This is a genomic window from Streptomyces sp. NPDC058274 (assembly GCF_042881375.1).
Taxonomy (GTDB): domain Bacteria; phylum Actinomycetota; class Actinomycetes; order Streptomycetales; family Streptomycetaceae; genus Streptomyces.
In genome coordinates, this window is record NZ_JBHVXW010000014.1 from 141115 (window position 1) to 165728 (window position 24614).

Consider the following 24614-nt stretch of genomic DNA (forward strand, 5'->3'; position numbering starts at 1 on the left):
CCGGGGATGCCCGGCGCCGTCGTACGCCGTCGTGTGCCGTGGGGCGCTGCCGCCGGCCGTCAGGCTCCCGTGGCGACGAGGTCGTCGGCCGGGCTGTTGACCGGCTGGGGTGTGCCCGTGAGGTCGAGGACGAAGAGGGGGACGCCCAGGTCGTCGGCGCGGGAGCGGGCGTCGTCCGCGTAGCCGGCGAGCGAGAAGTAGACGCAACCCGCGGACTCCGCCATCGCGGTCAGCCACAGGCACTCCACGTCCCGCAGCGAGGCCGGGCGCACGGTCGGGTCCACCTGCGCCAGGACGCCCCGGGCCGCGAGCCCGATCCCCGACGGCGGCCGCTGATCCGCCCGCCGGATGTCCCGGTACCCGAGCCAGCGCAGATAGAGGGCGGTCACGGTCACCGCGTCCCGGGCGGTCCGGATGGCGACGGGCTGGAACGCGGCACGGGGGGCCGGTGTGCGGCGGGGGTGGACGAGGGGCACGGGAGGGGGCGCCGGAGACGTCGACCGCCCGGGGGCGGTGCGGCTGCCCGGCTCGACGCCGGTGTTTGTGCTGCCTTCTGTGCCGACCTCGGCCGCCGAGGCGCCGGGGCTCGGGCTGCTGTCTGTGCCGACCTGGGCGGCCGAGGTGCCGGGGCTTGCGCTGCCGTCTGTGCCGCTTCGGGAGGCCGAGCCGCCGGTGGCGCCCGTCCCCGTACGGCTGTCGGCGCCCGCGCTGCTGTCGGTGTACGTGCCCCTGTCGCCCGCCGCTCCGGAGGCCGGGGCGGCGGCGGGGCCGGCGTGGTCCTGCTTCTCCCGTGCGGGGCTCGGAGCCGCCTCCCGGCCGGGAGCTGAATCGGGGCCGGCGGAAGCGGGGACGTCGGATTCGGCGGGCGCGTGGGTGTCGGTCGCGTCGAGCGGGCCGCCGCGCGCCGGAGGCGGCAGCGGCGCCCCGGCCACCGCGATCCGCAGCACCGCGCCGCAGGCGCACCCGAGCTCGGGATGGGGCCACTGGTCCGTGCGGCCGCAGGCGGTGCAGCGGACCCTGACCCAGTCCTCGTCCCAGGTGCGGTGGGTGACGGCGAGCGGCGCGGTGCGGTGGTCGAGGGGCGGCGAGACGGGCGCGCCGCACGCGCAGGGATAGGCCGGCGCGGCATAGAAGTGCTCGCGGCGGCAGGCCGGGCACCGCACCGGCACGCTCTCGGCCATGGGCCCACTCCAGGACAGACGTCGTGTCGGGGACAGCGCTCCCATCGTCCTCCAGTCGCCGCCCACCCGGCAGCCGAACGGCCCGACGGCCGCGCTCGGATTCCGCCATGAAAAGAGGGCGCACGGCGGCACTCACCCCTGCGGACGCCGGCCAGGAAGGAGGGCGCAGGCGACGCTCACCCCTGCGGACGTCCGCCACGAAAGAGGGAACGGAACGACTCCCCTCGGCTGTCGGCGCCCGCTTTCCCCGCTCTTGACGGCCCCTCGTACCGCCACCTACATTGATTCCAGATCGTAGAAGTTAGTTTCCGCAATACGGAAATCGTGATGCGGGTCAACACACGGAATCACATGGCTCTCCGAGGGGCGCGACGGGAGCGCGAATCCGACAGCCGAAGCAGGAGTACTCAATGGCTCGTATGACCGCTGCCCGTGCGGCAGTCGAGATCCTCAAGCGCGAGGGCGTCAGCGACGCGTTCGGTGTCCCGGGCGCGGCGATCAACCCCTTCTACGCGGCCCTCAAGGCCGCCGGCGGGATCAGCCACACCCTCGCCCGCCACGTCGAGGGCGCCTCGCACATGGCGGAGGGCTACACCCGGACCCACCCGGGCAACATCGGCGTCTGCATCGGTACATCGGGACCGGCCGGCACCGACATGATCACCGGTCTCTACTCCGCGCAGGGCGACTCGATCCCGATCCTGTGCATCACGGGCCAGGCGCCGACCGCCGTGATCCACAAGGAGGACTTCCAGGCCGTCGACATCGCCTCGATCGCCAAGCCGGTGACGAAGATGGCCGTCACGGTGCTGGAGGCCGCCCAGGTCCCCGGCGTCTTCCAGCAGGCCTTCCACCTGATGCGCTCCGGCCGTCCGGGCCCGGTCCTCATCGACCTGCCCATCGACGTCCAGCTCACGGAGATCGAGTTCGACCCGGAGACGTACGAGCCGCTGGGGGTCTACAAGCCCGCCGCGACCCGCGCCCAGGTCGAGAAGGCGATCACGCTGCTCAACGAGTCCGAGCGCCCGCTGATCGTCGCCGGCGGCGGCATCATCAACGCCGACGCCTCCGAACTGCTGGTGGAATTCGCCGAGTTGACCGGCACGCCGGTCGTCCCGACCCTCATGGGCTGGGGCATCCTGCCCGACGACCACGAACTGAACGCCGGCATGGTCGGCCTGCAGACCTCGCACCGCTACGGCAACGCGACCTTCCTGGAGTCCGACTTCGTCCTCGGCATCGGCAACCGCTGGGCCAACCGCCACACCGGCAAGCTCGACGTCTACACGGCCGGCCGCAAGTTCGTGCACGTCGACATCGAGCCGACCCAGCTCGGCAAGATCTTCGCCCCCGACTTCGGCATCGCGTCCGACGCCAAGGCGGCGCTGGAGCTGTTCGTCGAGGTGGCCCGCGAACTGAAGGCGGCGGGCCGGCTCCCGGACCGCTCCGACTGGGCCGCGTCCGCGCAGGAGAGGAAGGCGACCCTCCAGCGCCGTACGCACTTCGACAACATCCCCATCAAGCCGCAGCGCGTCTACGAGGAGATGAACAAGGCCTTCGGCCCGGAGACCCGCTACGTCACCACCATCGGCCTCTCGCAGATCGCGGGCGCCCAGATGCTGCACGTCTACCGGCCGCGGCACTGGATCAACTGCGGTCAGGCGGGCCCGCTGGGCTGGACGGTCCCGGCCGCGCTCGGCGTCGCCAAGGCGGACCCCGAGGCCCAGGTCGTGGCGCTCTCCGGTGACTACGACTTCCAGTTCATGATCGAGGAACTGGCCGTCGGCGCGCAGCACAAGATCCCGTACGTCCATGTCCTGGTGAACAACGCCTACTTGGGCCTGATCCGGCAGGCGCAGATCGGTCTGGACATCAACTTCCAGGTCAATCTGGAGTTCGAGAACATCAACTCGCCGGAACTGGGCGTCTACGGCGTCGATCACATCAAGGTCGTCGAGGGGCTCGGCTGCAAGGCGATCCGGGTCACCGACCCGGCGGAGCTGGGCGCCGCCTTCGAGCAGGCCAAGAAGCTCGCCGCCGAGTTCCAGGTGCCGGTCGTCGTCGAGGCGATCCTGGAGCGCGTCACCAACATCGCGATGAGCAAGACGAACGACATCAGCAATGTCGTCGAGTTCGAGGAGATCGCGACCGAGCCCGGTCACGCGCCGACGTCGATCAAGACCCTGAAGGTCTGACCCGGTTCGGAGAGCGGGGACGGTCGTACGACCGCGTAGGGGCGGCTCACCCCGGGGGGAGTGAGCCGCCCCTTTCGCATGCCCTGAGCCGGCCGACGGGTGCGGATGGCCTGAGCCGGCCGACGGGCTCGGATGCCCTGAGCCGGCCGACGGGTCCGGATGCGTCAGGAACGGGAGCGCGGGTTCCACGGGCCCCGGCCCGGATCGCGCGCTGTCGTCGGCGGTACGACGGTGGACGTCATGCGCCTGACCGTCGTACCGCCGACGTGGTGCTCCCCCGGAACGAGGCCCCCCGCCCCCGTGCCGGCGGGCCTCGTGTGTCGAGGATGTGCCCACGCACGGGGGGAGTTGAAGCCCCTGCGCCGGTGTTCAGAGCTTGATTTGAGGGTTCCGTAGGCGAGGTACGCCCGCTTGCGTAAGCACCGGAGGGGTACCGTCCGCCGTCATTCCGCCGGATCCTGCGACAGTCCGGGCCAGTCGTCCGGGCCGCCGCCCTGCCACTCGATGATGTCGCTCTCCTCGACCTCGATCGCGTCGAGACCGGCGCGCCGCAGAAACTCGACGACGTCGTCGAGGTGGTACGCGATGCCGAGCTTCTCGTCCCCCACGGTGACTCTCCGCGAGCCGTCGAGGCCGGGCGCGTGCACAACGATGCTTGGATAGTCCATGCCCTCAGACTCCCGCCCGCCGACCGGATCCGCACGCCGACGGGCCCGGCCGGAGCCACTCTCCACCGGACTCACGCGAGCCCCGCACGACAGCGGGAGGCGCCGGGCCGCGGGCAACGACGAGAGCGCCGGGTACGGGACCGTCCGTACCCGGCGCTCTCTGCCGGTGAAGTGTGCTGTTGGTGCCGTCCGACGGCGCGAGGCTGGGCGCGACAGGACGTTCGCGCCGCCGGACGGAGTGTGGAGCACCCCCGTGGGGGAGTGGCTGGGACCGCGGCGGGTGCGATGGAACCGGAACCGCTCTTCCCTCAGGTCGAGAAGGACGTCCCGGGACCTTGACCACCGCACTGGCTCGCACACCGCCGCGATCCCACGCGGCGCCGGCCGTAACGGCCGGCGCGATCTGCCCGCTCCGGCTCCGGGCCACCCCTCATCCGGGTCCAGGAGCCTTCGCGGGCATGCGCCCGGGATCCGACCTCCCGTCAGATCCCCGGCGCAGCTCAGGGGTTGGAGCTGGGGCTCAGTCCTCGCGCAGGGCGAGGACGGCCTCCTCCACGCGCTTGCCGTACTCGGGGTCGGCGGCGTGGAAGTGGGCGAGGTTCTTCTCGACGACGTCGTCACGGGAGACCTGTGAGAGGCCGCCGGCGATGTTCGCGATCAGGCGCGACCTCTCGTCCTCGGACATCAGCCGGTACAGCTCGCCCGCCTGGAAGAAGTGGTCGTCCTTGGTGTGCAGCGGGGCCTCGTGGGTGCCCGTGTGGCCGTGCACCGCGAGCGGCGCCGACAGCGGGCGGCCGGTCTCGGCCGGTCCTTCGTACGAGTTGGGCTCGTAGTTCTTGGCGGCGCGGCCCTGCGCGTTGGACGCCATCAGGCCGTCCCGGCCGTAGTTGTCGGCGACCGTCGCCCGCGGGGCGTTGACGGCCAGCTGCGTGTGGTTGACGCCCAGGCGGTAGCGGTGCGCGTCCGCGTAGGCGAACAGCCGGCCCTGGAGCATCTTGTCGGGGGAGGGGCCGATACCCGGAACGAAGTTGTTCGGGGAGAACGCGGCCTGCTCGACCTCGGCGAAGACGTTGTCGGGGTTGCGGTCCAGGACCAGGCGCCCCACGCGCTGCAGCGGGTAGTCGCTGTGCGGCCACACCTTGGTGAGGTCGAACGGGTTGAAGCGGTAGTCCGCCGCCTCGGCCGCGGGCATGATCTGGACGTACAGGGTCCAGGACGGGTTGACGCCCCGCTCGATGGCCTGGAGCAGGTCCGTCTGGTGGGAGTTGGCGTCCTTGCCCGCGATCTCCTGCGCCTGCTCGGTGGAGAGCGAGCGGATGCCCTGGTTCGTCTTGAAGTGGTACTTGACGAAGAAGGCCTCGCCCTCGGCGTTCGTCCACTGGTAGGTGTGCGAGCCGTAGCCGTTCATGTGGCGGTAGGACGCCGGGATGCCGCGGTCGCCCATCAGCCAGGTGATCTGGTGCGTCGCCTCGGGGGCGTGCGCCCAGAAGTCCCAGACGTTGTCCGGCTCCTGCTTGCCCGTGAACGGGTCACGCTTCTGGGAGTGGATGAAGTCGGGGAACTTGATGGGGTCCTTGATGAAGAACACCGGCGTGTTGTTGCCGACGAGGTCGTAGTTGCCCTCTTCGGTGTAGAACTTCACCGCGAAGCCGCGCGGGTCACGGACCGCGTCCGCGCCGCCGAGGTTGTCGGCCACCGTCGAGAAGCGCAGGAAGAGTTCGGTGCGCTTGCCGACGGTGTTCAGAAAGTCGGCGTGCGTGAAGCCGGTGACGTCGTCGGTCACCTCGAAGTAGCCGTACGCGCCGGAACCGCGGGCGTGCACCACGCGCTCCGGGATGCGCTCACGGTTGAACCGGGCGAGCTTCTCCAGGAGGTGCTGGTCCTGGAGGAGGAGTGGGCCACCGACGCCGGCGGTGGCGGAGTTCTGGTTGTCGGCGACCGGGGCGCCGGACTCGGTCGTGAGCACGCGCTTCGTCATCTTCGGGTGGCGACCTTCCGTACGGAACTGCTGGAACTGTTGACGGTGACGCGAGCGTATGGACGCCCGGTCAACAACGTCAACAGTTTGTTGAAGTCATATTTCAACGGATTGTTGAACCCTGCCCGGTGCGATCCCACAGGGGAATCCAGCGGTGTGGATCGAGGGGTGTGAATCCAGGCGTGGGTATCCGGGCCGCGGCGGGGCTTGGGCGCGACAGGACAGTTGTCAGCACCGCCGCGGCCCGGAGGTCTCGGTGGGGAACCGGACCACGGGGGTCCGGGTGGAGCGGGCGGCCCGGAGCCGGGTGCCGGGCGGGCCGCTCAGGGCCTGGCGCCGGCCGCGTGGCTCGGGACTGGCTCGGGCGGCCTCGGCACAGGGCGCCGGCCGCGTGGCTCCGGGCCGGCACGGCAGAGGGCGCCGGCCGTGGGCTCGGTCAGTGACCTGGCGCCGGCCGTGGGCTCAGGACCCGGCAGCGGGCCTGAGCCACGGCCGGGGCGGCTCAGGGCCGGGCGTCGGGCAGCCGGCTCAGAGCTGGGCGCCGGAGAGGCGCTCCACGGCCCGCAGCAGCGCCGAGTGGTCCAGGCCGCCGTCGCCCTGCGTGCGCAGGGACGCGACCAGCTGGGCGACCACGGCGCCGACCGGCAGCGCGGCACCCACGTTGCGGGCGGCGTCCGTGACGATGCCCATGTCCTTGTGGTGCAGGTCGATGCGGAAGCCCGGCTTGAAGTCGCGGTTGAGGAAGTTGTCCTTCTTCCGCGTCAGCACCGTGGAGCCCGCGAGCCCGCCGTTGAGGACGTCGAGCGCGGCCTGCAGGTCGACGCCGGACTTCTCCAGGAAGACCACGGCCTCGGCGCACGCCTGGATGTTCACGGCGACGATCAGCTGGTTGGCGGCCTTCACGGTCTGGCCGGAGCCGTGCGGACCGCACAGCACGATGGTCTTGCCGAGGGCGTCGAAGATCGGCTTGGCCTCGTCGAAGTCGGCCTGCTCGCCGCCGACCATGATGGACAGCACGGCCTCGACGGCACCGGCCTCACCACCGGAGACGGGCGCGTCCAGGACGCGGATGCCCTTCTCCTGCGCGGCCTTCGCCAGGTCGACGGAGGTCTGCGGGGTGATCGACGACATGTCGATCAGGAGGGCGCCGGATCCCGCGTTCTCCAGGATGCCGTCGGGGCCGTAGGCGATGGCCTCGACGTGCGGCGACGCGGGCACCATGGTGATCACCACGTCGGCGTCGCGCACGGCCTCGGCGATCGAGCCCGCGGCCCTGCCGCCGGCCGCGGCCAGGCGGTCCAGCTTGTCCTGCTCCAGGGTGAAGCCGGTGACGTCGTACCCGGCCTTGATCAGGTTCTCCGACATGGGGGAGCCCATGATGCCGAGACCGATCCATGCGACCTTGGGGAGATTGCTCATGAGGGTGCCTCTCTGAAACAACTGCTGCTGTACGTCTGTGGGATGCCGCGCGACGCGCACGGGCGCGGCGGCGGGGCCGGGCGGCGGGTCGTCCCCGCGCGGCCCCGGCGGGACTAGCGGGCGGCGCGGGCCTCGCGGGGCAGCCACGCGAAGGAGTCGGCGCTCGGGCGGTCGCCCGCCTTGTACTCCAGGCCGACCCAGCCCTCGTAGCCGGCCTTCCTCAGCTGGTCGAGGAGGTCCTCCAGCGGGAGGGTGCCCGTCCCGGGGGCGCCGCGGCCCGGGTTGTCGGCGATCTGCACATGGCCGGTCTTCTCCGCGTAGGCGGAGATCACCTGCGGCAGGTCCTCGCCGTTCATGGACAGGTGGTACAGGTCCATGAGGAACTTGGCGTTGCCGAGGCCGGTCGCCTCGTTGACCTTGTCGACGACGGCGATGCCGGCCGGGGCGGTCACCAGCGGGTAGCGCGGGGACTCCGGCTTGTTGAGGGTCTCGATCAGGAGGATCGCGCCGACGCGGTCGGCGGCCCGGGCCGCGAGGACCAGGTTCTCCAGGGCGAGCGCGTCCTGCTCGGCCGGGTCCACGCCCTCGACGCGGTTGCCGTACAGGGCGTTGAGCGCCGTGCAGCCGAGCGAGCGCGCGAATTCCGCCGCCACGTCGATGTTGGCGCGGAACCGCTCGGACTCCTCGCCGGGGACCGACAGGGCGCCCCGGTCCGGGCCGGGCAGCTGCCCCGCGTAGAAGTTCAGCCCCGTGAGCTGGACGCCCGCGTCCTCGATGGCCTTCTTCAGGGCATCGAGCTCGGACTGCTCGGGGGTGGGGGAGTCGACCCAGGGCCACCACAGCTCGACCGCGGTGAAGCCCGCCGCGGCGGCGGCCGCGGGGCGCTCCAGGAGCGGGAGTTCCGTGAAGAGGATCGACAGGTTGACGTTGAAGCGCTGCTCTGCGAATCCCATGGGGTAGGCGCTCCCTTCCGTTGGTTGTGTTTCCGTATTACGGAAGTTCCTTTCTGCTTAATGGAAGATTGCCGTCGTGTGTCGCCGGTTGTCAAGAGGGGGCGGAGGAGGCTGCCGGAAAATGCGCGTCGCCCAGTAGGTTGAGCGCGTGCGATTGAGAGTGGAGTTCACGACCGAGCCCTTCGACCTCGACGAGGCGCCGCGGCACGCCCTGGTCGCCCGCGAGGTCATCGAGGCGGCCGAACTGGACGCGGTGGACGTCGGCCCGTTCGGCAACACCGCGGAGGGCGGCGCCGACGAGGTGCTCACCGCCGTCGACGCCCTGCTGCGCAAGGCCCTGGGCGCCGGTGCGACCCGGGTCTCGCTCCAGGTGAACGTCGTCGGTGCCGCCGAGGAGGGCGATCAGTGACCGGCATCGGGGACGACCCCTTCGTGGCGGCGGTCAAGCCGCTGATCGACGCCATGGGCGGCGAGATGCTGGCGCCCGGCCAGGCCGGCGCCGACGACGTCGTGCTGTCCTGGGAGGGTACGGACGTCGTCGCCGTACGCCTGCCCCAGCTCGCCGACTCGCTGGACCACATCCTGGCCGCCCTGGAACGAAAGCAGGGCCGGCCGCTGGCGGAGCTCGACCGCAAGACCAAGCAGGAGGTCGTGCGGATACTCGAGGCCCGCGGCGCCTTCTCGGTACGGCACGGGGTGGAGACCGTCGCGGGCGCGCTCGGCGTCAGCCGCTTCACCGTCTACAACTACCTGAACCGTGAGAAGGAATCCTGACGGCCGGACGCGGGGGAATCCTGGCGAGGGAGCGGGAAAGCCGCCCTGACCAGCGTGAAGGCGGTCCGGGCGGCTGACGCGGGGCCGCCGGGAGCCGACCGTCGTCCGGACTGCCCGGACGACGGTTTTTGTTACCCGCATTTTTCAACAAAGTGTTGACGTGGTGTTTCCGAGGGCGTTAGCTGTCCGCAGCCCGTCCAGCACAAGGCCACGGAGGCTTCCCGTGACTTCGAGTACGACACCTGGCGGCCTCGCCCGGTTCAACGCCCTGGAGGACCACGCGGCCTTCGCCGCCCTCCACGAGGCGTGCGCCTCCTCGGCGTGGGCGCGCAGGCTGCTCGCCCGGCGCCCGTACGCCACCGTCGACGACCTCTTCACCGCGAGCGACGCCGCCATGGCGGAGCTGACCGCGGCGGACCTTCAGGAGGCGATGGCCGGGCACCCGCCGATCGGGCGGCCGAAGCCCGGTGACCCGACCTCCTCGCGCGAACAGCGCGGTATGGCCGGCGCCTCCGAGGAGCTCAAGGAGGAGATGCTCGAACTGAACCTGGCCTACCAGGAGAAGTTCGGCCATGTCTTCCTGATCTGCGCCACCGGCCGCACCGGTGAGCAGATGCGCGACGCGGTCAAGGAGCGGATCGGCAACTCGCCCGAGCAGGAGCGCGAGACCGTCCGCGCCGAGCTGGGCAAGATCAACCGCATCCGGTTGACCCGCCTCGTAGAGGAAGAGAGCGCATGAGCACCGACACCACCGCTTCCGTGTCCACCCACATCCTGGACACGAGCATCGGACGCCCCGCCGAGGGCGTCGCCATCCGGCTCGCGGCCCGCGCCGGCCGTGCGGCGGACTGGCAGGCACTCGGCGGCTCCGCGACCGACGCGGACGGCCGGTGCAAGGACCTGCCGGCCCTGCCGGTGGGGACGACCCACGTGCGGCTCGACTTCGCGGTCGAGCAGTACTTCGAGTCGCATTCAGAAGAACAGCAAGCCGATGCGCAGCAGGACGCCCCCGCGAACCGGGACAGCGGTGCGTTTTTCCCCGAGGTGGCGATCACCTTCGCCGTCAGGCCGGGCGAGCACTATCACGTACCGCTGCTGCTCAACCCGTTCGGCTACTCCGTTTACCGAGGGAGCTAGCAGACATGACAGACCTGTCCCGACCCGCCCGCCCTGTGATCCTGGGTCAGAACCAGTACGGCAAGGCCGAGAACCGCGTCGTGAAGATCACGCGTGACGGCGACACGCACCACATCAAGGACCTGAACGTCTCGGTCGCGCTGAGCGGCGACATGGACGACGTCCACTACTCGGGCTCCAACGCGAACGTCCTGCCGACGGACACCACCAAGAACACGGTGTACGCCTTCGCCAAGGAGCACGGCATCGAGTCCGCCGAGCAGTTCGGCATCCACCTCGCGCGGCACTTCGTGACCTCGCAGGAGCCGATCAAGACGGCGCGCATCCGCATCGAGGAGTACACCTGGGAGCGCATCGCGACCTCGGACGCGAACTCCAAGTTCATCGGCTCGGACGAGGTCAACCACTCCTTCGTCCGCAAGGGCCAGGAGACCCGGGTCACCCAGATCACCTACGACGGTGAGAGCTGGGAGGTCATCTCCGGCCTCAAGGACCTGACCGTGATGAACTCGACGAACTCCGAGTTCTGGGGCTACGTCAAGGACAAGTACACGACGCTCAAGGAGGCGTACGACCGCATCCTGGCGACCGAGGTGTCCGGGCGCTGGCGGTTCAACTGGACCGACGACGACGAGCGGATGCCCAACTGGGAGAAGTCCTACGAGCAGGTCAGGAAGCACATGCTCCAGGCCTTCGCGGAGACGTACTCCCTGTCGCTGCAGCAGACCCTGTACCAAATGGGCGCGCGCATCATCAACCACCGCAGCGAGATCGACGAGGTCCGCTTCTCCCTCCCGAACAAGCACCACTTCCTCGTCGACCTGGAGCCCTTCGGCCTCAAGAACGACAACGAGGTCTACTTCGCGGCCGACCGTCCCTACGGACTCATCGAGGCCACCATCCTGCGCGACGGCTGCGAGCCGCACATCCCGGTGGACCTCACCAACCTGTAGTACTGCCGACGGCGGTACTGCTGCTCAAGCCCCGACGCGTGCGCCGGCGTCGAGTCCCAGGGGAGAGCGGGGGCATCTGCGCAACAACAGCACCACGGATCCGGTCGTCACCCCGCTCGACCCCCGGGTCCGTCCACCAATGGGAAGAACGAGGAACCGCCGTGGCAGTCGAGCGCATCGTCATCGAGAACTGCGCCATCGCGACCGTGGACGCGGGCGACACCGAGTACGCCTCGGGTTACATCGTCGTCGCCGGCAACAAGATCGAGTCGGTGGGTGCCGGAAAGGCCCCCGAGAACCTGGAGAACGTGGTCCGTCGTATCGACGGAACCGGGCATCTGGCGACACCCGGCCTGGTGAACACCCACCACCACTTCTACCAGTGGATCACCCGCGGCCTGGCCACGGACCACAACCTCTTCAACTGGCTCGTCGCCCTGTACCCGACCTGGGCGCGCATCGACGAGCAGATGGCGTACTCCGCCGCGCAGGGCTCCCTCGCCATGATGGCCCGCGGCGGTGTCACCACCGCCATGGACCACCACTACGTGTACCCGAAGGGCTCCGGCGACCTGTCCGGCGCCATCATCCGGGCGGCGCGCGAGACGGGCGTCCGCTTCACCCTGGCCCGCGGCTCCATGGACCGCAGCGAGAAGGACGGCGGCCTGCCGCCGGACTTCGCCGTGGAGACCCTCGAAGGCGCGCTCGCCGCCACCGAGGCGACCGTCGACGAGCACCACGACGCCTCCTTCGACGCGATGACCCAGGTCGCCGTCGCGCCCTGCTCCCCGTTCTCCGTGTCGACCGAGCTCATGCGGCAGGGCGCCGAACTGGCCCGCCGCAAGGGCGTACGGCTGCACACGCACGGTTCGGAGACCGTCGAGGAGGAGCAGTTCTGCAAGGAGCTGTTCGGCATGGGCCCGACCGACTACTTCGAGTCGACCGGCTGGCTCGGCGAGGACGTGTGGATGGCGCACTGCGTCCACATGAACGACTCCGACATCGCCGCCTTCGCCCGTACGAAGACGGGCGTCGCCCACTGCCCGTCCTCCAACGCCCGGCTCGCCGCCGGTATCGCACGGGTCCCCGACATGCTCGCCGCCGGCGTCCCGGTCGGCCTCGGCGTCGACGGCACCGCGTCGAACGAGTCCGGCGAACTCCACACCGAGCTGCGCAACGCCCTGCTCATCAACCGCCTCGGCGCCCATCGCGAAGCCGCCCTGAACGCCCGCCAGGCGCTGCGCCTCGGCACCTTCGGCGGCGCCCAGGTCCTCGGCCGGGCCTCCCAGATCGGCTCCCTGGAGCCGGGCAAGCTCGCCGACCTCGTCCTGTGGAAGCTCGACACCCTGGCCCACGCCTCGATCGCCGACCCGGTGACCGCGCTGGTCTTCGGCGCGGCGGCGCCGGTCTCACTCTCGCTCGTCAACGGCAGGCCGGTCGTCGAGGACAGCCGCCTCCTGCACGTCGACGAGGACGCCATCGCCCGCTCCACGCGGGCGGAGGCACAGCGGCTCGCGCGCATCGCCGCGCAGGCCTGACCGCCGTACTCGAACTCCTTGTGCCGTCCGGCACTTGGAGGGGTACGGCCCCAGATCTCCGGCTGAGGGGGACGGCCCTCAGCCGGTAGCCGTGGACCCGAGCGGGGTCCACGGTGGCCGTCTCCGGGGAGCACGCATCACACGTGCGTGCTCCCCGGAACGGTCTCCGTCGCAACGACCCCGGTCCTTGCGACGGCCATCGTCACGGAAACCCTCGTCCGCGACGTATCGTCCCGGTCCCGCACGACCGCGCATCACCTCCATGAAACCCACGTCGACGCAGACGTGTACCCGACCGGAGGAGCCGCCGTGGCCGCCCAGCCCGCGCCCCGCACCGATGCAGTCCCCGATTCCCTTCCGACTGACCAGTCCAGGCACCCGGTTGACGAAAAGCTGCCGCCCCTGAAGATGGCGACCAGCGGCCTCCAGCATGTGGCCGCCATGTACGCGGGAGTCGTCGCCCCGCCCCTGATCGTCGGAGCGGCCGTCGGTCTCTCCGGCACCGAACTGACCTTCCTGACCGGCGCCTGTCTGTTCACCGCAGGCCTCGCCACCTTCCTCCAGACCCTCGGCTTCTGGAAGATCGGCGCCCGGCTGCCCTTCGTCAACGGGGTCACCTTCGCCGGTGTCGCGCCGATGACCGCGGTCGTCGCCTCCACCAAGGACAAGAGCGACGCCCTGCCGGTCATCTTCGGCGCGGTCATCGTCGCGGGCGTCCTCGGATTCATCGCCGCGCCCTTCTTCAGCAAGGCGGTCCGCTTCTTCCCGCCGGTCGTCACCGGCACGGTCATCACGCTCATCGGCATCTCACTGCTGCCGGTCGCGTTCGGCTGGGCCCAGGGCCCCGATCCCGCCGCGGGCGACTACGGTTCGACGACCAATCTGGGGCTCGCCGGCGCCACCCTCGTCCTGGTCCTGCTGCTGCGCCGCTTCACCCGGGGCTTCGTCAAGCAGATCGCCGTCCTGCTCGGCCTGGTCCTCGGCACCCTCGTCGCGATCCCGTTCGGCGTCACGGACTTCGGCCCGGTGGCCGACGCGGACATCGTCGGGTTCCCGGCCCCGTTCCACTTCGGCGCCCCGCAGTTCCAGGTCGCCGCGATCCTCTCGCTGTGCGTGGTGATGGTCGTCTCGATGACCGAATCGACCGCGGACATGCTGGCGTTGGGCGAGATCGTCGAGCGCCCGGCCGACGAGAAGACCATCGCGGCGGGCCTGCGCGCCGACACCCTCGGCTCGGCGCTCAGTCCCCTCTTCAACGGCTTCATGTGCAGCGCCTTCGCGCAGAACATCGGCCTGGTCGCGATGACGAAGATCCGCAGCCGGTACGTCGTGGCGACCGGCGGCGGGTTCCTGGTGCTGATGGGTCTGTGCCCGGTGGCCGCGTCGCTCATCGCCGTCGTACCGCGTCCCGTGCTCGGCGGCGCGGGAGTGGTCCTCTTCGGCTCGGTCGCGGCCAGCGGCATCCAGACCCTGGTCCGGGCCGGCCTGGAGCGGGACAACAACGTCCTGATCGTCGCCGTCTCACTCGCCGTCGGCATCATCCCCATCACGGCTCCGGGGTTCTACCACGCCTTCCCCCAGACCGCGAAGATCGTTCTGGACTCGGGGATCTCCACCGGCTGCGTGGCGGCCGTGGTGCTCAACCTCGTCTTCAACCACCTCGGCAAGGGCCAGGACGCGGAGGACGTCACGCATCCCATGGAGGCGGGCGAGGAACTCGGCGGGAGCCGGGCGGCGAAGGCGGTCCCGGCCCACTGACCGCCGGCCACCATCGGCGGGCCGCTGACAACGGAAGATCCCGCGGGCATACGGAGGGCGCGGCACCACGAGTGCCGCGCCCTCCGCCGTTCCGCTCGGCCCGAACCCCCCGCTGTGCGGGGTCCGTTGACGCCGAGGGTCCGGAGCGGGGCGTCTCAGCCGATGTGGAAGCTGTCCCCGTAGACCTTCCAGTCGAGCGGCGGATCGAGGTTGAGATTGCGCTTCTGCAGGAAGACGCGCTGGGCGGTGTCGACGCGGCTGGTGTCGGAGTGTGCCTCCTCCTGTTTCATCGCCCAGACCCGCGCGTCCAGGAAGGCGTTCAGGTACGTCACCTCGGTGCCGCCCTGGGCAGGCGGCTTGGCCGAGTTCAGCGCGCGCCTGCGGATGCTGCTGAAGCCGGTGCTGTCGCCGCCGTCGCCGTGCATCACGATGGCGTCGTAGTACGCGAACTGGCCGAGGACGCCGATGCCGTCGGCCTTGCCCTGTCGGACCGCCGGGTTGAAGTAGACGCGGTCGCGTTCGTCGTTCTGGGCCTGCTGGAACGCGGTGTCCGTGGCGGCCCTGCGCCAGTCGCCGGGGAAGCCGGGGTCCAGGCCCTGGTGCGAGTCGCTGCCGTCCACGGAGCGCAGCGCGGGGAGGTACTTGGCCAGCACGTTGCCGGGCTTGCGCTGGGTGTAGAGCTCGACGAGGTCGAGCATGTCGCCGGTGCCGGAACAGAAGCCGATGATCCCGGCGGTGTAGCCGCGCCCGTCGCCGATGTCCTCGATGTACTTGTACTGCGCCTTCCAGTCCAGCGAGGAGTTCTCCGCGCTGGAGACCAGCTTCATGGCGATCTCCTTCTTCGCCGGATCGTCCAGGCCGACCGCGGCGGCGGACGCGGACCGGGTTGCGATCACGGGGCCTGCCACCAGGGAAGCGCCGACGAGGGCGAGCAGCGTGCGCCGTGAGGTGCGTATGTGGGGGGTGTGCACGGGACCTCCAATGAGGGGGAGTACGACGAACCCGAACTGTTAGGAAGGTTTCCTACCAGACTTTGAAGGTGACGTATACCCGTCAAGTCGGAGTCTGTTGAATCGTCGTACTCCGGGAGGCGAGACGTTCCTGCGGGTGCCGGGCGCGCCGGCGGGTCGCCAAAGGCGGTCCTCCCGCCGTCCGCTACCGGATCGCCGCCAGCCGCTCCCGCACCTGGACAGCGGCCCGGTACGTGTCACCGGCGGGCCGCGTGGCGAGCCTGCCGGGGTTCCTCGTCCAGCGCTCCTCCAGGGCGAACCAGTCGGTCTTCCGCGGCGCCCGGCCCTCCCGCAGCGCAGTCCCCAGCTCCGTGAAGTACGTCGACCAGCGCAGCCGGTACAGCCCGCCCACCAGCCCCGCCCACTCCCGGTTCGCGTAGTCGCGCAGCCCCGCGTCCGCGCCCTCCCGGGTGCCCCACACCGTCAGCAGCGACAGCGCATCGTACGCGAGCCGGTCCCGCTCCGCCGCGTCCGCACCCCAGGCCCGCGCGTCCGCCACCCAACGGCCCAGCAGATGGCGGGAGTCGGTGGCCAGCAGCGCCTCCAGCGCGTCCATCAGGGACAGCCAGGCGTCGGCCAGCTCGCCGAGGCGGTCCGCGTCACCGGCGTCGTACGCCTGCTTGATGCGCGGCAGGAGGGTGCGGCTGCGGTTGGCGAGCGCCTGGCGGGCCACGTCGAGCAGGTCGCGCCGGTACGCCGACGAACCGCGCAGCCCGGCGCGCACCGCGAGCAGCTCGCCCAGGGCGGGCTCGAACTCCGCGGCGCCGTAGCGCAGTTCCTTCGGCGACCACTTGGCCGCCTTGTTCACCGTCAGTGCCGGACGGGCCCCGAACAGACCGTCCGCGCCCTCGCTCCACGAGTCGGCGCGCGTGGTGCCGTACACGGTGCGGCGCAGGATGTCCCAGGCCACCTCGGCGTGCGGATCACGGGCGCCGTACCGCGAGAGCGGCCATTGCCTGAACCAGCTCTGGAGGTCCAACTCGCCCTCTCGCCAGGCGAGTTCGGAGAACAGTGCGAACGCGGCGGGGTTGTTGTCGGCGGCCTCCGGAAGCAGGGCGATACCCCGCAGGGCGCTGCCCTCCTTGGTGCGCCACTTCTCGTACAGCTCCGCCCAGTCAGGGGTGTTGGCGCCTAGCACCGTATGACCGCCGAAGTTCCAGATGGAGCCGAACGCGTACGGCGTGCCGCCCCAGTCGGACTCCCGGTCGGTGACCGTCGGGAAGCGGTCGGACAGGCCGTCCACCACGAGCATCCGGTCCCTCGCCACGGCGTCGACGATCGCCTTGGGCGGGTTGTGCTGCCAGCCCAGGATCACCCAGACGGCGTCCGGGCGCGCCGCGCGCAGCGCCTTCTCGACACCGCGCGCCGCGTCCCCGACGGGCACGTCGCCGGGGCTGCCGCCCTCGTGCAGCAGGTCCATCTTGTAGAGCGTGGACGTGCCGAACAGCTCCTCCTGGACGCGGTAGAAGGCGGCCGCCACCCGGGCGAAATGGTCCGTGCGCGGGTCCAGCCAGTCGGGCCGCGCGAAGCCCATCCAGTCACCCTGCGGGACCGTCCGCGCACCCGGATTGCGGTCGGCGAAGCCCGGCGGGACCGTGCCGAAGTAGCCCGGGAACACCGGGGTCATGCCCAGCTCGCGCACCCGGGCCGCGATCCGCCGGCCGAGGGCGGCGCGGGCGTCGAGCAGCTGCCGGGAGACGGGGTGCGGGAAGGCCGACAGGTTCTGCAGCAGCCACCACGGCTGGTGCGCCGGACCCGGGATCCAGCTCCGCAACTCCTCGTCCGCGTAACCGAATTCCTGGAAGAGGCGGTGATAGAGCGCGTCGGCGCCCGTGTACACGAGGATCTCGTTGTAGCCGTGCAGGGCGAGCACGTCGAGCTCGCGCTCCCAGTACGGCCAGTCGTGGTAGGGGCCCGTGTAGCCGTCGTTCGTGTCGTTGAGCGCGAAGCGGTGCGGGACGTTCGCGCGCCGGACGACCGTGCCGTCCGGCGCCGGCAGCACGCGCGGGAGGTCCAGCTGCTCGCCCGCCCAGTTGAGGTCGGCATGCGCGACGTTCTTCAAGTACCAGTTGAGACCGGTGAGTTGGACGGCCGGCGTGGCACCCGTGACGGTGATGCGGCCGGCGCGCCCGGAGACCCGGAAAACGTCGGATTCGGTCGTCGTACGGAAGTCCAGCTGCCGCCAGTGCCGGGGGAGGAGCCGACGGGCCGCGTCGGTGGACGCGCCCCGCACCCGCGCCGAGGCACCGCCCGTTTCGGTGGACGAGGCGCAGGCGGCGGCCGGTCCGGCGCCGGCGAGAGCGGTGAGCACGGTGCGGCGGGCGAGCGGCATGAGGACTCCGTTTCCGCGGATGGAGGAACGCCGTGTGCAGGAATACCCGCTGAGTTACGGTCTCAGCGCACAGCCACGCCACAGGGGGGAGAATCCGTCATGAACGAGTCGGAGCGGAGCGGTGGCTCCAGACAGACCGGTACACCGGGCCAGGGGCCGGAGCGGGACGGCGCCACGGACGGAGCCAAGGAGCCGGACCAGGGCACCGAGTCGGGGCGCGTCGAGGCCTTCAGCGACGGTGTCTTCGCCATCGCCATCACGCTGCTGATCCTGGAGATCAAGGTGCCGGAGGTGGGCGAGCACGGCGGGCTGTGGCACGCCCTGGGCGGGCAGTGGCCCTCGTACGCCGCGTACGTGGTGAGCTTCCTCGTCATCGGCATCATGTGGATCAACCACCACCAGGTGTTCCGCCATGTGGCCCGCGTCGACCGCACCCTGATGTTCCTGAACCTGCTGGTCCTTATGGTGGTGGCCGCGGTGCCGTGGCCGACGGCGATGCTCGCCGAGTACCTGCGGGAGGACGAGGCGTCCCATGTGGCGGCCGCCGTCTACAGCCTCGTCATGGTCGCCATGGCGCTGGCCTTCCAGGCCCTGTGGTGGCACCTCACCCGCACGGGCCACCTCTTCGACGCGCGCGTCGACGTCGAGGGCGCCCGGCGCACCCGCGTCCGGTTCGCCCTCGGTTCCCTCGCGTACCCCGCGGCGGTGGCGCTGGCCTTCGTCTCGGCCCCGCTCACCCTCGCCGTGCACGGTTTGATCGCGGTGTACTACGGCTTCAATCAGGTCCCCGTGCCGATGCGCGCTCGCGACGCATAGGCCTGGCACGGCTGTGCGGCGGGGAGACGGCCGGTGAAGAACGACGTCGGCGGGACGCCCATCAGGGTGCGGAAGTCCGCGGTCATGTGGGACTGGTCGTAGTAGCCGGTCGTGGTGGCGAGCTGGGCCCAGGAGGTGCCCGGGACGCGCCGGGCGTGATGCAGGACATGGCGTACGCGCGCGATGCGGGCGTAGTGCTTGGGAGAGACCCCGACCCCGTCCGTGAAGAGGTTGCGCAGCTGGCGTTCGCTGACCGCGAGACGGCTCGCCAACTCCCTTACGCCCGTCGGGAGACGGCCGGTTTCCGTCGACATCGCCTCGACCGCCGCGCGCAGCAGGCCGGTGCGTGCGGCGTCGCCCGGGGCGAGCCCGTCGGGCAGCGTCCCGGCGAGGTGGGGGACGATCTGCTCCGGTGCCAGCGGGAGCAGATCGTCCGCCAGTCGACGCGCCGCGCCGCCGGGGAAGTCGCCGAGCGGCGCTACCCGGCCGACCAGGTCGACGGCCGGTACGCCGAGCAGCGGACGGGACGCGCCCGGCGCCAGGCGCAGCTCCACGCAGGACGTCAGCCGCTTGCCCGTGTGATACGTGGCACGGGTGCGCGGGCCGACGACCAGCACATCGCGGCGGTCGTCCCCCTCGACCCGCACCACCACCTTCGTCGCCGTGTCCGGCATGTGCGCGAACAGCCGGCGCGGATCGCCCTCGACGGACGTGAACCCGATGCCGGTGAACCACGGGCGCAGCGCCTCCGGCAGTGCCCCCGGCTCCTCCGTGAAACCGTCCGCGGCCGGCCTCGACCGGAACGCGGCGCCCTGGGTCGTGTCATGCGTGGTCGTCACCCCACCACCGTAGAGGCGCCCGGGGGCCTGGTGGGCCCGGGAACCGTGCCGGAATTTCCTAGAGACCGCGGGCACCGGCCCGGCACGGTGAGGACATGATCCTGGTGACGGGTGCCACGGGCACCATCGGAAGTGAAGTCGTACGACAGCTCTCGGCGCGCGGGGCGAAGGTCCGCGCGCTGACCCGGGATCCGTCCCGGGCCCGGACGCCCGCCGGCGTGGAGGTGGTGCGCGGCGACTTCGGTGAGCCCGCGTCCGTGGCGGAGGCGCTGGCCGGGGCGACGGCCCTCTTCGCGGTGGGCGTCCTCGGGCCGGACGACGCGCAGACGGACGCGGCGCTGGTGACGGCGGCGCGGGCCGCGGGCGTGAGCAGGGTGGTGAAGCTGTCCGCCATCGGCACGGGCAACCCCGCCGTGGGGCCCTCGGGAAGCTGGCATCTGCCGGGTGAACAGGCCGTCCGCGCCAGCGGGTTGGAGTGGACGGTCCTGCGTCCCTCCCTGTTCGCCTCCAACACCTTGAGCTGGGCGGCCGCGATCCACGCCGGTCAGCCGGTGTCCGACCTGACCGGGTCCGGCACCCAGGGCGTCGTCGACCCGCGCGATGTCTCCGAGGTGGCCGCGGAAGTCCTGCTGGCACCGGGGCACTCGGGCCGCACCTACACGCTGACGGGACCCGAACTCCTCACCACCGTCGACCAGGCGGCCGCCCTCGCCGAGGTGCTCGGCCGCCCGGTCGGCACCGTGGAGCTGTCCCCGGAGGCGGCCCGCGAGCAGTTCCTGCGGGCGGGCATGTCCGAGGTCTACGTCCAGGGTGTCCTCGGGGGCACCGCGTTCGTACGGGGCGGCGGGAACGCGGTGCTGACCGAGGACGTGCACCAGGTCCTGGGCCGCGAGCCCCGCACGTTCGCGCAGTGGGCCCGCGATCACAAGGAGGCGTTCGCGCAGGACTGACGGTCCTCCCCGGGCGTCTCCACTGCCCGTCCGGCCTCGGGCGTCCCGGTGAGCCTCTCCTCCTGCCCGGCTCGGGGCGTCTCCTCCGGCTGCCCGGCGGGGGAGACGCGTCCGGGGCGGAGGATCGCCGCCGCCAGTACGAGGGCCGCCGCCGCGATCCCGGTGGCGACGGTGAACGCCAGCCGATAGCCGTCCGCGGTCGCCGCGACCAGCCGCTCACCTTCGCCGAGCACGTCCTTCGTGCGGCTCGCCGCGAGGGTGGTGAGGACCGCGAGACCCAGTGAACCGCCCACCACCTGCGTGGTGTTGAAGAGTCCCGAGGCCAGGCCCGCGTCCTCCTCGCGGGCGCCCGACATGGCGAGCCCCGTCACCGCGGGCATCGCGGCGGCGAACCCGGCCGCGAGCAGCAGCATCGGCGGAAGGACGTCGGCCAGGTAGGTGCCGTCGACCCGGGCGCGGCTCAGCAGCGCCATGCCGGCCGTGATGAGGGCGAGTCCGGCGAGCAGGATCCGGTACGGGCCGAAGCGGGCGATCGCCCGTGCCGACAGGCTCAGCATCAGCACCCCGATCGTGACCGGCGCCGGCAGGAACGCCGTGCCTGTCAGCAACTCGCTGTAACCCATCACGCGTTGGATGTAGAGCGCGCCGATGTACTGGAAGCCGTACATGCCCGCGATCATCAGGATCTGGACGCCGTTCGCCCCCGTCAGGACCCGGGAGCGGAAGAGCCGCAGGCGCAGCAGCGGACGCGCGGCCCGGGCCTGGCGCAGGGTGAATCCGGCGAAGAGTACGGCCGAGACGGCAGCGAGGGTGAGCGTCGTGCCGAGCTCCCGGTCGCCGGCCCCGACGATCGTGTACACCGTCAGCATCAGCGCGCCGGTGACCAGGGCCGCGCCGGGGTAGTCGGCTCCCCTGCCGAGCCCGGCACCCCGCTCCGGGGCGAGGATCCGCAGCGCGGCCACCCAGGCGACCACCCCGATCGGCAGGTTGATCAGGAAGATCCAGTGCCAGTTCAGCGCCTGCGTCAGGGCCCCGCCGAGGAAGGTGCCGAGCGCACCGCCGGCCGCGCCGACCGCGCTGAACACCGCGATGGCCCGGCCCAGTTCGCGCGGCTCGGGGAAGAGCGCGACCAGCATGCCGAGGACGACGGCCGCCGTCATCGCTCCGCCGACGCCCTGCACCGCGCGCGCCGCCACCAGCATCGCCTGGCTGTTCGCGACCCCGCACAGCACGGACGCCGCGGTGAACACGGCGAGCCCGGCGGCGAACATCCGCCGGCGGCCCACCAGGTCCCCGAGCCGCCCGACGAGCAGCAGCAGCCCGCCGAAGGGGATCAGATAGGCGTTCACGACCCAGGCGAGACCCGGGGCCGAGAAGCCGAGGTCGCGCTGGATCGCCGGCATCGCGACCGTCACGATGGTCCCGTCCAGGATCGTCATCAGCGTGCCCGCGCACAGCACGACCAGGGACGCCCAGCGGGAGTACGTTCGTCGGGTGGGTGGTTCGATCCTGGACGACATGGCGAGGGCCTCCGCAAGCTCCAAAGGTGCACGACTTGTAACGGGGTACATCGTCGGTGACCATGGAGACCGGTATAAGGAGGCACTTCGATGTCCCAGGGGAACACCGGTGTTACCTCGCAGGCCGTGCACGCGCAGGCCTGCCCCGTCCGTGAAGTTCTTGACAGGGTCGCCGGCAAATGGAGCGTCCTGATCATCGTGGCCGCCGCGCACGGCCCGATCCGCTTCACCGAACTGGAGCGCAGCGTCGAGGGCATCAGCCGCCGCATGCTCACCCTCACGCTGCGCAATCTGGAGCGCGACGGACTGGTCACCCGGACCGTCCACCCGACGGTCCCGCCGAAGGTCGAGTACGAACTGACCCCGGTGGCCCGCGAGTTGCACGCGACGCTGCTCTCCCTCACGGACTGGGCGGAGCGGCACCGGGTGACGATCGCCGAGTCCCGCGCCGCCTATGACGCGGTGCACCGGCCGGAGCTGGTGGACTCGTAGACCGCGCACACGGCCCACGGCGGCCCGAGCCACCGCCCCGCCGGAGCCACCCGCCGGAGTCCGAACAGCCGCGGACCGGCGGTCGGCGTGGGTGTACCAGCGAGGGCCGGCCGCCGCGGGTGTATGTACCAGCAGGGTCCGCCGGCGCGGGGCGTGCTCCCCGAGGCCGGCGACCGGCTCGCGCTCCTCAGAGGCCGAACAGCCGAGGATCCGCGGCCAGCGCGCGGAAGTACTCGCGCGGGTCGGCCACCAGCTTGCGTGCCTTGAGGTCCAGTAGTCCGCCGACCGCCGTGATCTCGGCGGACACCGTGCCGTCGGTCTTCCGGATCGTCTGGTGCACGCGGAAACTCTTGCCCGCGCCCCAGTCGAAGCCGCAGGTGATCTCGACCTCGTCACCGGCCCGCAGCTCGCGTCTGTAGCTGATGGTGGTCTCCAGGGTCACCGGCCCCACGCCCTTGCCTATCAGCTCGGCCTGGCTGATCCCGGCCGCGTGCAGCAGCGACCAGCGGGCGTGCTCCGCGTACTGCAGATACACGCTCTGGTTGAGGTGTCCCTGCACATCGGTCTCGTACCCGCGGACGGTCACTGCGACGGAAAACGGCTCTGCCACGACTTCCCCTTCAACGGCGGTCAGGACTTGGTCCATCCAACTCCCTTGTACCGCACGCCATTCCGGCGCCCTCACGCGCGTCGCGGCGAGGCCAGCACATACCGCGCCCCCGTACGCGGCTCGGTATGGGCGCTGACCTGCCAGCCGGCCCTCTCCAGCGTGACCGCGCAGGCCCGCAGCTCCTCGGGATCGGGCTCACGCACGGCGACGGCCTCCGGCTGCGGGGTCGCCCGCACCTGATAGCCGGCACTCTCCTGGCTCGCGGGACGATGGCCCGCGGCCTCCAGGGCGAGCGCGGCGGCCTGCACCAGATGCGCACGCTCCCAGCCGCACGGGCGGTCCGTGGCGCCATCCGGACTCGTCATCCGGCGCAGCTCCAGCAGCCCCTGCCAGGCGCTGTGCACCTCGCGGAGCCGGGCCGGGCCGCTCGCCGGGGACTCCTCGCCGCCGATCCGCGCGGTGAACACCCCGGAGTCGCCGGCAGCCGGAGCGGGGGCCGGCGCGACCGGCTCGGGGACCTCCCGGACCCGATGCCCCGCCGGCGTCAGGAAGTGGTCGTGCGGCGGCCGCGGGTGCCGGAAGGCGAGCCCGCGCCGCACCAGGGCGGCGAGCTGAGCCTGCGTACCCCTCAGTCGCCCGGTCACCGGATCCGCGGTCTCGATGACATGCCGCTGCGCGGCGGTCGGCGGTCGTGTCACGGCGCGCTCCCTCCCGCCCGGCCGGACCTGTCCCGGCGGCCGGCCGCGCCGTCGGTCAGTGCTCCTCGGGCCCCTGTCCCGCCGGGGAGAGCGGCCCATGGGAACAGTAAGCGTCGGGTCTGACATTCCAGCCGGCCACCACATGGCGGCGGTGCTCCGTGCTCAGCCGGCTCATCGTCCCGGTGGCTAGCTGGAACAGGGCGCCGGCCGAGGCCGGCAACCCGAGCCGCCGTGCGGTCAGCACCCGCAGGAAGTGCCCGTGCGAGAAGACGACCACGCTGCCCTCCGCCTCGGCGAGCGCGGCGTCGATCTTGGCCAGCATCCGTTCCGCGCGCTCGCCGACCTCGGCCGGGCTCTCCCCGGGGTGCTCGGGCGGGCCCGCCGTGACGCCGTCGTCGAACAGGAACCAGTCGGGCCGGCTCCGGTGGATCTCGACGGTCGTGATCCCCTCGTACCCGCCGTAGTCCCACTCGGACAGGTCCGCGTCGACGCGCGCTCCGCCCACCCCGGCCAGCCGGGCCGTCTCCCGCGCCCGCTGCATCGGGCTGACGAAGGCCGCCGCGATGTGGTGCCTGGCGATCAGCGGAGCCAGCCGGCGCGCCTGCTCCCGGCCGTTGTCGGTCAGCGGGACATCGGTCGACCCCGTGTGCCGCCCGGACAACGACCAGTCGGTCTCACCGTGCCGTACGAGGAGCAGGTCACCCATCGCCGAACCCTTTCCGTCCCTGCGTACGTCCCCGGCGTACGTCCTCTCCTCCGTACGCTGACACCGGCCGGCGCCGGCCGCAGCCCC

The 24614-nt window shown here is 71.3% G+C and carries 22 protein-coding genes and 1 pseudogene; 11 read left to right on the forward strand and 12 right to left on the reverse strand.

The window, feature by feature from the left end:
• Positions 1-59: 59 nt before the first annotated feature.
• Positions 60-443 (reverse strand): annotated as a pseudogene (locus tag ACFVYF_RS25445) (hypothetical protein); the annotation flags it as partial.
• 1148 nt (positions 444-1591) lie between these two features.
• Here ACFVYF_RS25445 and gcl point away from each other — a divergent pair.
• Entirely contained in the window at positions 1592-3376 is a 1785-nt protein-coding gene (gene gcl / locus ACFVYF_RS25450; RefSeq protein WP_389458886.1) for a glyoxylate carboligase, read from the forward strand.
• A gap of 443 nt (positions 3377-3819) precedes the next feature.
• Here gcl and ACFVYF_RS25455 read toward each other — a convergent pair whose 3' ends face one another.
• From ACFVYF_RS25455 to ACFVYF_RS25470, 4 genes are all read right to left on the reverse strand, one after another.
• Complete coding sequence (locus tag ACFVYF_RS25455) at positions 3820-4044, reverse strand: hypothetical protein (RefSeq protein WP_389458888.1); 225 nt, start codon at positions 4042-4044, stop codon at positions 3820-3822.
• Between the two features lie 520 nt (positions 4045-4564).
• Complete coding sequence (locus tag ACFVYF_RS25460; RefSeq protein ID WP_389458889.1) at positions 4565-6022, reverse strand: catalase; 1458 nt, start codon at positions 6020-6022, stop codon at positions 4565-4567.
• Positions 6023-6550: 528 nt separating this feature from the next.
• Positions 6551-7441, reverse strand: coding sequence for a 2-hydroxy-3-oxopropionate reductase (locus ACFVYF_RS25465; RefSeq protein ID WP_389458891.1), 891 nt, complete (start codon positions 7439-7441; stop codon positions 6551-6553).
• A gap of 113 nt (positions 7442-7554) precedes the next feature.
• Complete coding sequence (locus tag ACFVYF_RS25470) at positions 7555-8394, reverse strand: TIM barrel protein (RefSeq protein ID WP_389458893.1); 840 nt, start codon at positions 8392-8394, stop codon at positions 7555-7557.
• 148 nt (positions 8395-8542) lie between these two features.
• Here ACFVYF_RS25470 and ACFVYF_RS25475 point away from each other — a divergent pair, with 148 nt between their 5' ends.
• From ACFVYF_RS25475 to ACFVYF_RS25505, 7 genes are all read left to right on the forward strand, one after another.
• Positions 8543-8803 (forward strand): hypothetical protein, encoded by a 261-nt coding sequence (locus ACFVYF_RS25475; RefSeq protein ID WP_383271326.1) that lies wholly within the window; start codon positions 8543-8545, stop codon positions 8801-8803.
• Positions 8800-9168, forward strand: a complete 369-nt coding sequence (locus ACFVYF_RS25480; protein WP_389458895.1) for a helix-turn-helix domain-containing protein — start codon at positions 8800-8802, stop codon at positions 9166-9168. The genes ACFVYF_RS25475 and ACFVYF_RS25480 overlap by 4 nt, the downstream gene beginning before the upstream one ends.
• 223 nt (positions 9169-9391) lie before the next feature.
• Positions 9392-9907 (forward strand): 2-oxo-4-hydroxy-4-carboxy-5-ureidoimidazoline decarboxylase, encoded by a 516-nt coding sequence (gene uraD / locus ACFVYF_RS25485; protein ID WP_389458896.1) that lies wholly within the window; start codon positions 9392-9394, stop codon positions 9905-9907.
• Positions 9904-10305, forward strand: a complete 402-nt coding sequence (gene uraH, locus ACFVYF_RS25490) for a hydroxyisourate hydrolase (protein WP_389458898.1) — start codon at positions 9904-9906, stop codon at positions 10303-10305. Before uraD ends, uraH begins: the two co-directional genes overlap by 4 nt.
• A 5-nt stretch (positions 10306-10310) precedes the next feature.
• A complete protein-coding gene (gene pucL, locus ACFVYF_RS25495; protein ID WP_389458900.1) occupies positions 10311-11258 on the forward strand; it encodes a factor-independent urate hydroxylase in 948 nt (315 codons plus the stop codon).
• Between the two features lie 161 nt (positions 11259-11419).
• A complete protein-coding gene (locus ACFVYF_RS25500) occupies positions 11420-12796 on the forward strand; it encodes an 8-oxoguanine deaminase (RefSeq protein WP_389458902.1) in 1377 nt (458 codons plus the stop codon).
• Positions 12797-13204: 408 nt separating this feature from the next.
• On the forward strand, positions 13205-14554 hold the full coding sequence (locus ACFVYF_RS25505; protein ID WP_389458904.1) for a nucleobase:cation symporter-2 family protein: 1350 nt from the start codon (positions 13205-13207) through the stop codon (positions 14552-14554).
• A 155-nt stretch (positions 14555-14709) separates the two neighbouring features.
• Here ACFVYF_RS25505 and ACFVYF_RS25510 read toward each other — a convergent pair whose 3' ends face one another.
• Both ACFVYF_RS25510 and ACFVYF_RS25515 read right to left on the reverse strand, forming a co-directional pair.
• A complete protein-coding gene (locus ACFVYF_RS25510; protein ID WP_389458905.1) occupies positions 14710-15525 on the reverse strand; it encodes a chitosanase in 816 nt (271 codons plus the stop codon).
• Positions 15526-15709: 184 nt separating this feature from the next.
• Entirely contained in the window at positions 15710-17896 is a 2187-nt protein-coding gene (locus ACFVYF_RS25515; protein WP_389458907.1) for an alpha-N-acetylglucosaminidase, read from the reverse strand.
• 99 nt (positions 17897-17995) lie between these two features.
• Between ACFVYF_RS25515 and ACFVYF_RS25520 the strand changes: the two genes are divergently transcribed.
• Positions 17996-18712 (forward strand): TMEM175 family protein, encoded by a 717-nt coding sequence (locus ACFVYF_RS25520; protein WP_389458908.1) that lies wholly within the window; start codon positions 17996-17998, stop codon positions 18710-18712.
• Here ACFVYF_RS25520 and ACFVYF_RS25525 read toward each other — a convergent pair.
• The gene (locus ACFVYF_RS25525; RefSeq protein WP_389459008.1) at positions 18676-19467 is read right to left on the reverse strand and encodes a helix-turn-helix domain-containing protein; all 792 of its coding nucleotides are present in this window, start codon (positions 19465-19467) and stop codon (positions 18676-18678) included. The two genes, ACFVYF_RS25520 and ACFVYF_RS25525, sit on opposite strands and share 37 nt — an antisense overlap.
• 179 nt (positions 19468-19646) lie before the next feature.
• Here ACFVYF_RS25525 and ACFVYF_RS25530 point away from each other — a divergent pair, with 179 nt between their 5' ends.
• Positions 19647-20501 (forward strand): NAD(P)H-binding protein, encoded by an 855-nt coding sequence (locus ACFVYF_RS25530; protein ID WP_389458910.1) that lies wholly within the window; start codon positions 19647-19649, stop codon positions 20499-20501.
• On the opposite strand, the gene ACFVYF_RS25535 is transcribed toward ACFVYF_RS25530, so the two are convergent.
• Entirely contained in the window at positions 20474-22021 is a 1548-nt protein-coding gene (locus tag ACFVYF_RS25535) for an MFS transporter (protein WP_389458912.1), read from the reverse strand. The two genes, ACFVYF_RS25530 and ACFVYF_RS25535, sit on opposite strands and share 28 nt — an antisense overlap.
• A gap of 90 nt (positions 22022-22111) precedes the next feature.
• On the opposite strand from ACFVYF_RS25535, the gene ACFVYF_RS25540 reads away from it, so the two are divergent.
• Positions 22112-22513, forward strand: a complete 402-nt coding sequence (locus tag ACFVYF_RS25540) for a winged helix-turn-helix transcriptional regulator (protein ID WP_389458914.1) — start codon at positions 22112-22114, stop codon at positions 22511-22513.
• A gap of 187 nt (positions 22514-22700) precedes the next feature.
• On the opposite strand, the gene ACFVYF_RS25545 is transcribed toward ACFVYF_RS25540, so the two are convergent.
• The 3 genes from ACFVYF_RS25545 to ACFVYF_RS25555 form a co-directional block, all read right to left on the reverse strand.
• Positions 22701-23123: an acyl-CoA thioesterase gene (locus ACFVYF_RS25545; RefSeq protein WP_389458916.1), complete on the reverse strand. Its 423-nt coding sequence runs from the start codon at positions 23121-23123 to the stop codon at positions 22701-22703.
• A 71-nt stretch (positions 23124-23194) separates the two neighbouring features.
• Positions 23195-23821, reverse strand: a complete 627-nt coding sequence (locus ACFVYF_RS25550) for a hypothetical protein (RefSeq protein ID WP_389458918.1) — start codon at positions 23819-23821, stop codon at positions 23195-23197.
• Between the two features lie 55 nt (positions 23822-23876).
• Positions 23877-24527, reverse strand: a complete 651-nt coding sequence (locus ACFVYF_RS25555; protein ID WP_389458920.1) for a histidine phosphatase family protein — start codon at positions 24525-24527, stop codon at positions 23877-23879.
• Positions 24528-24614 lie beyond the last annotated feature (87 nt).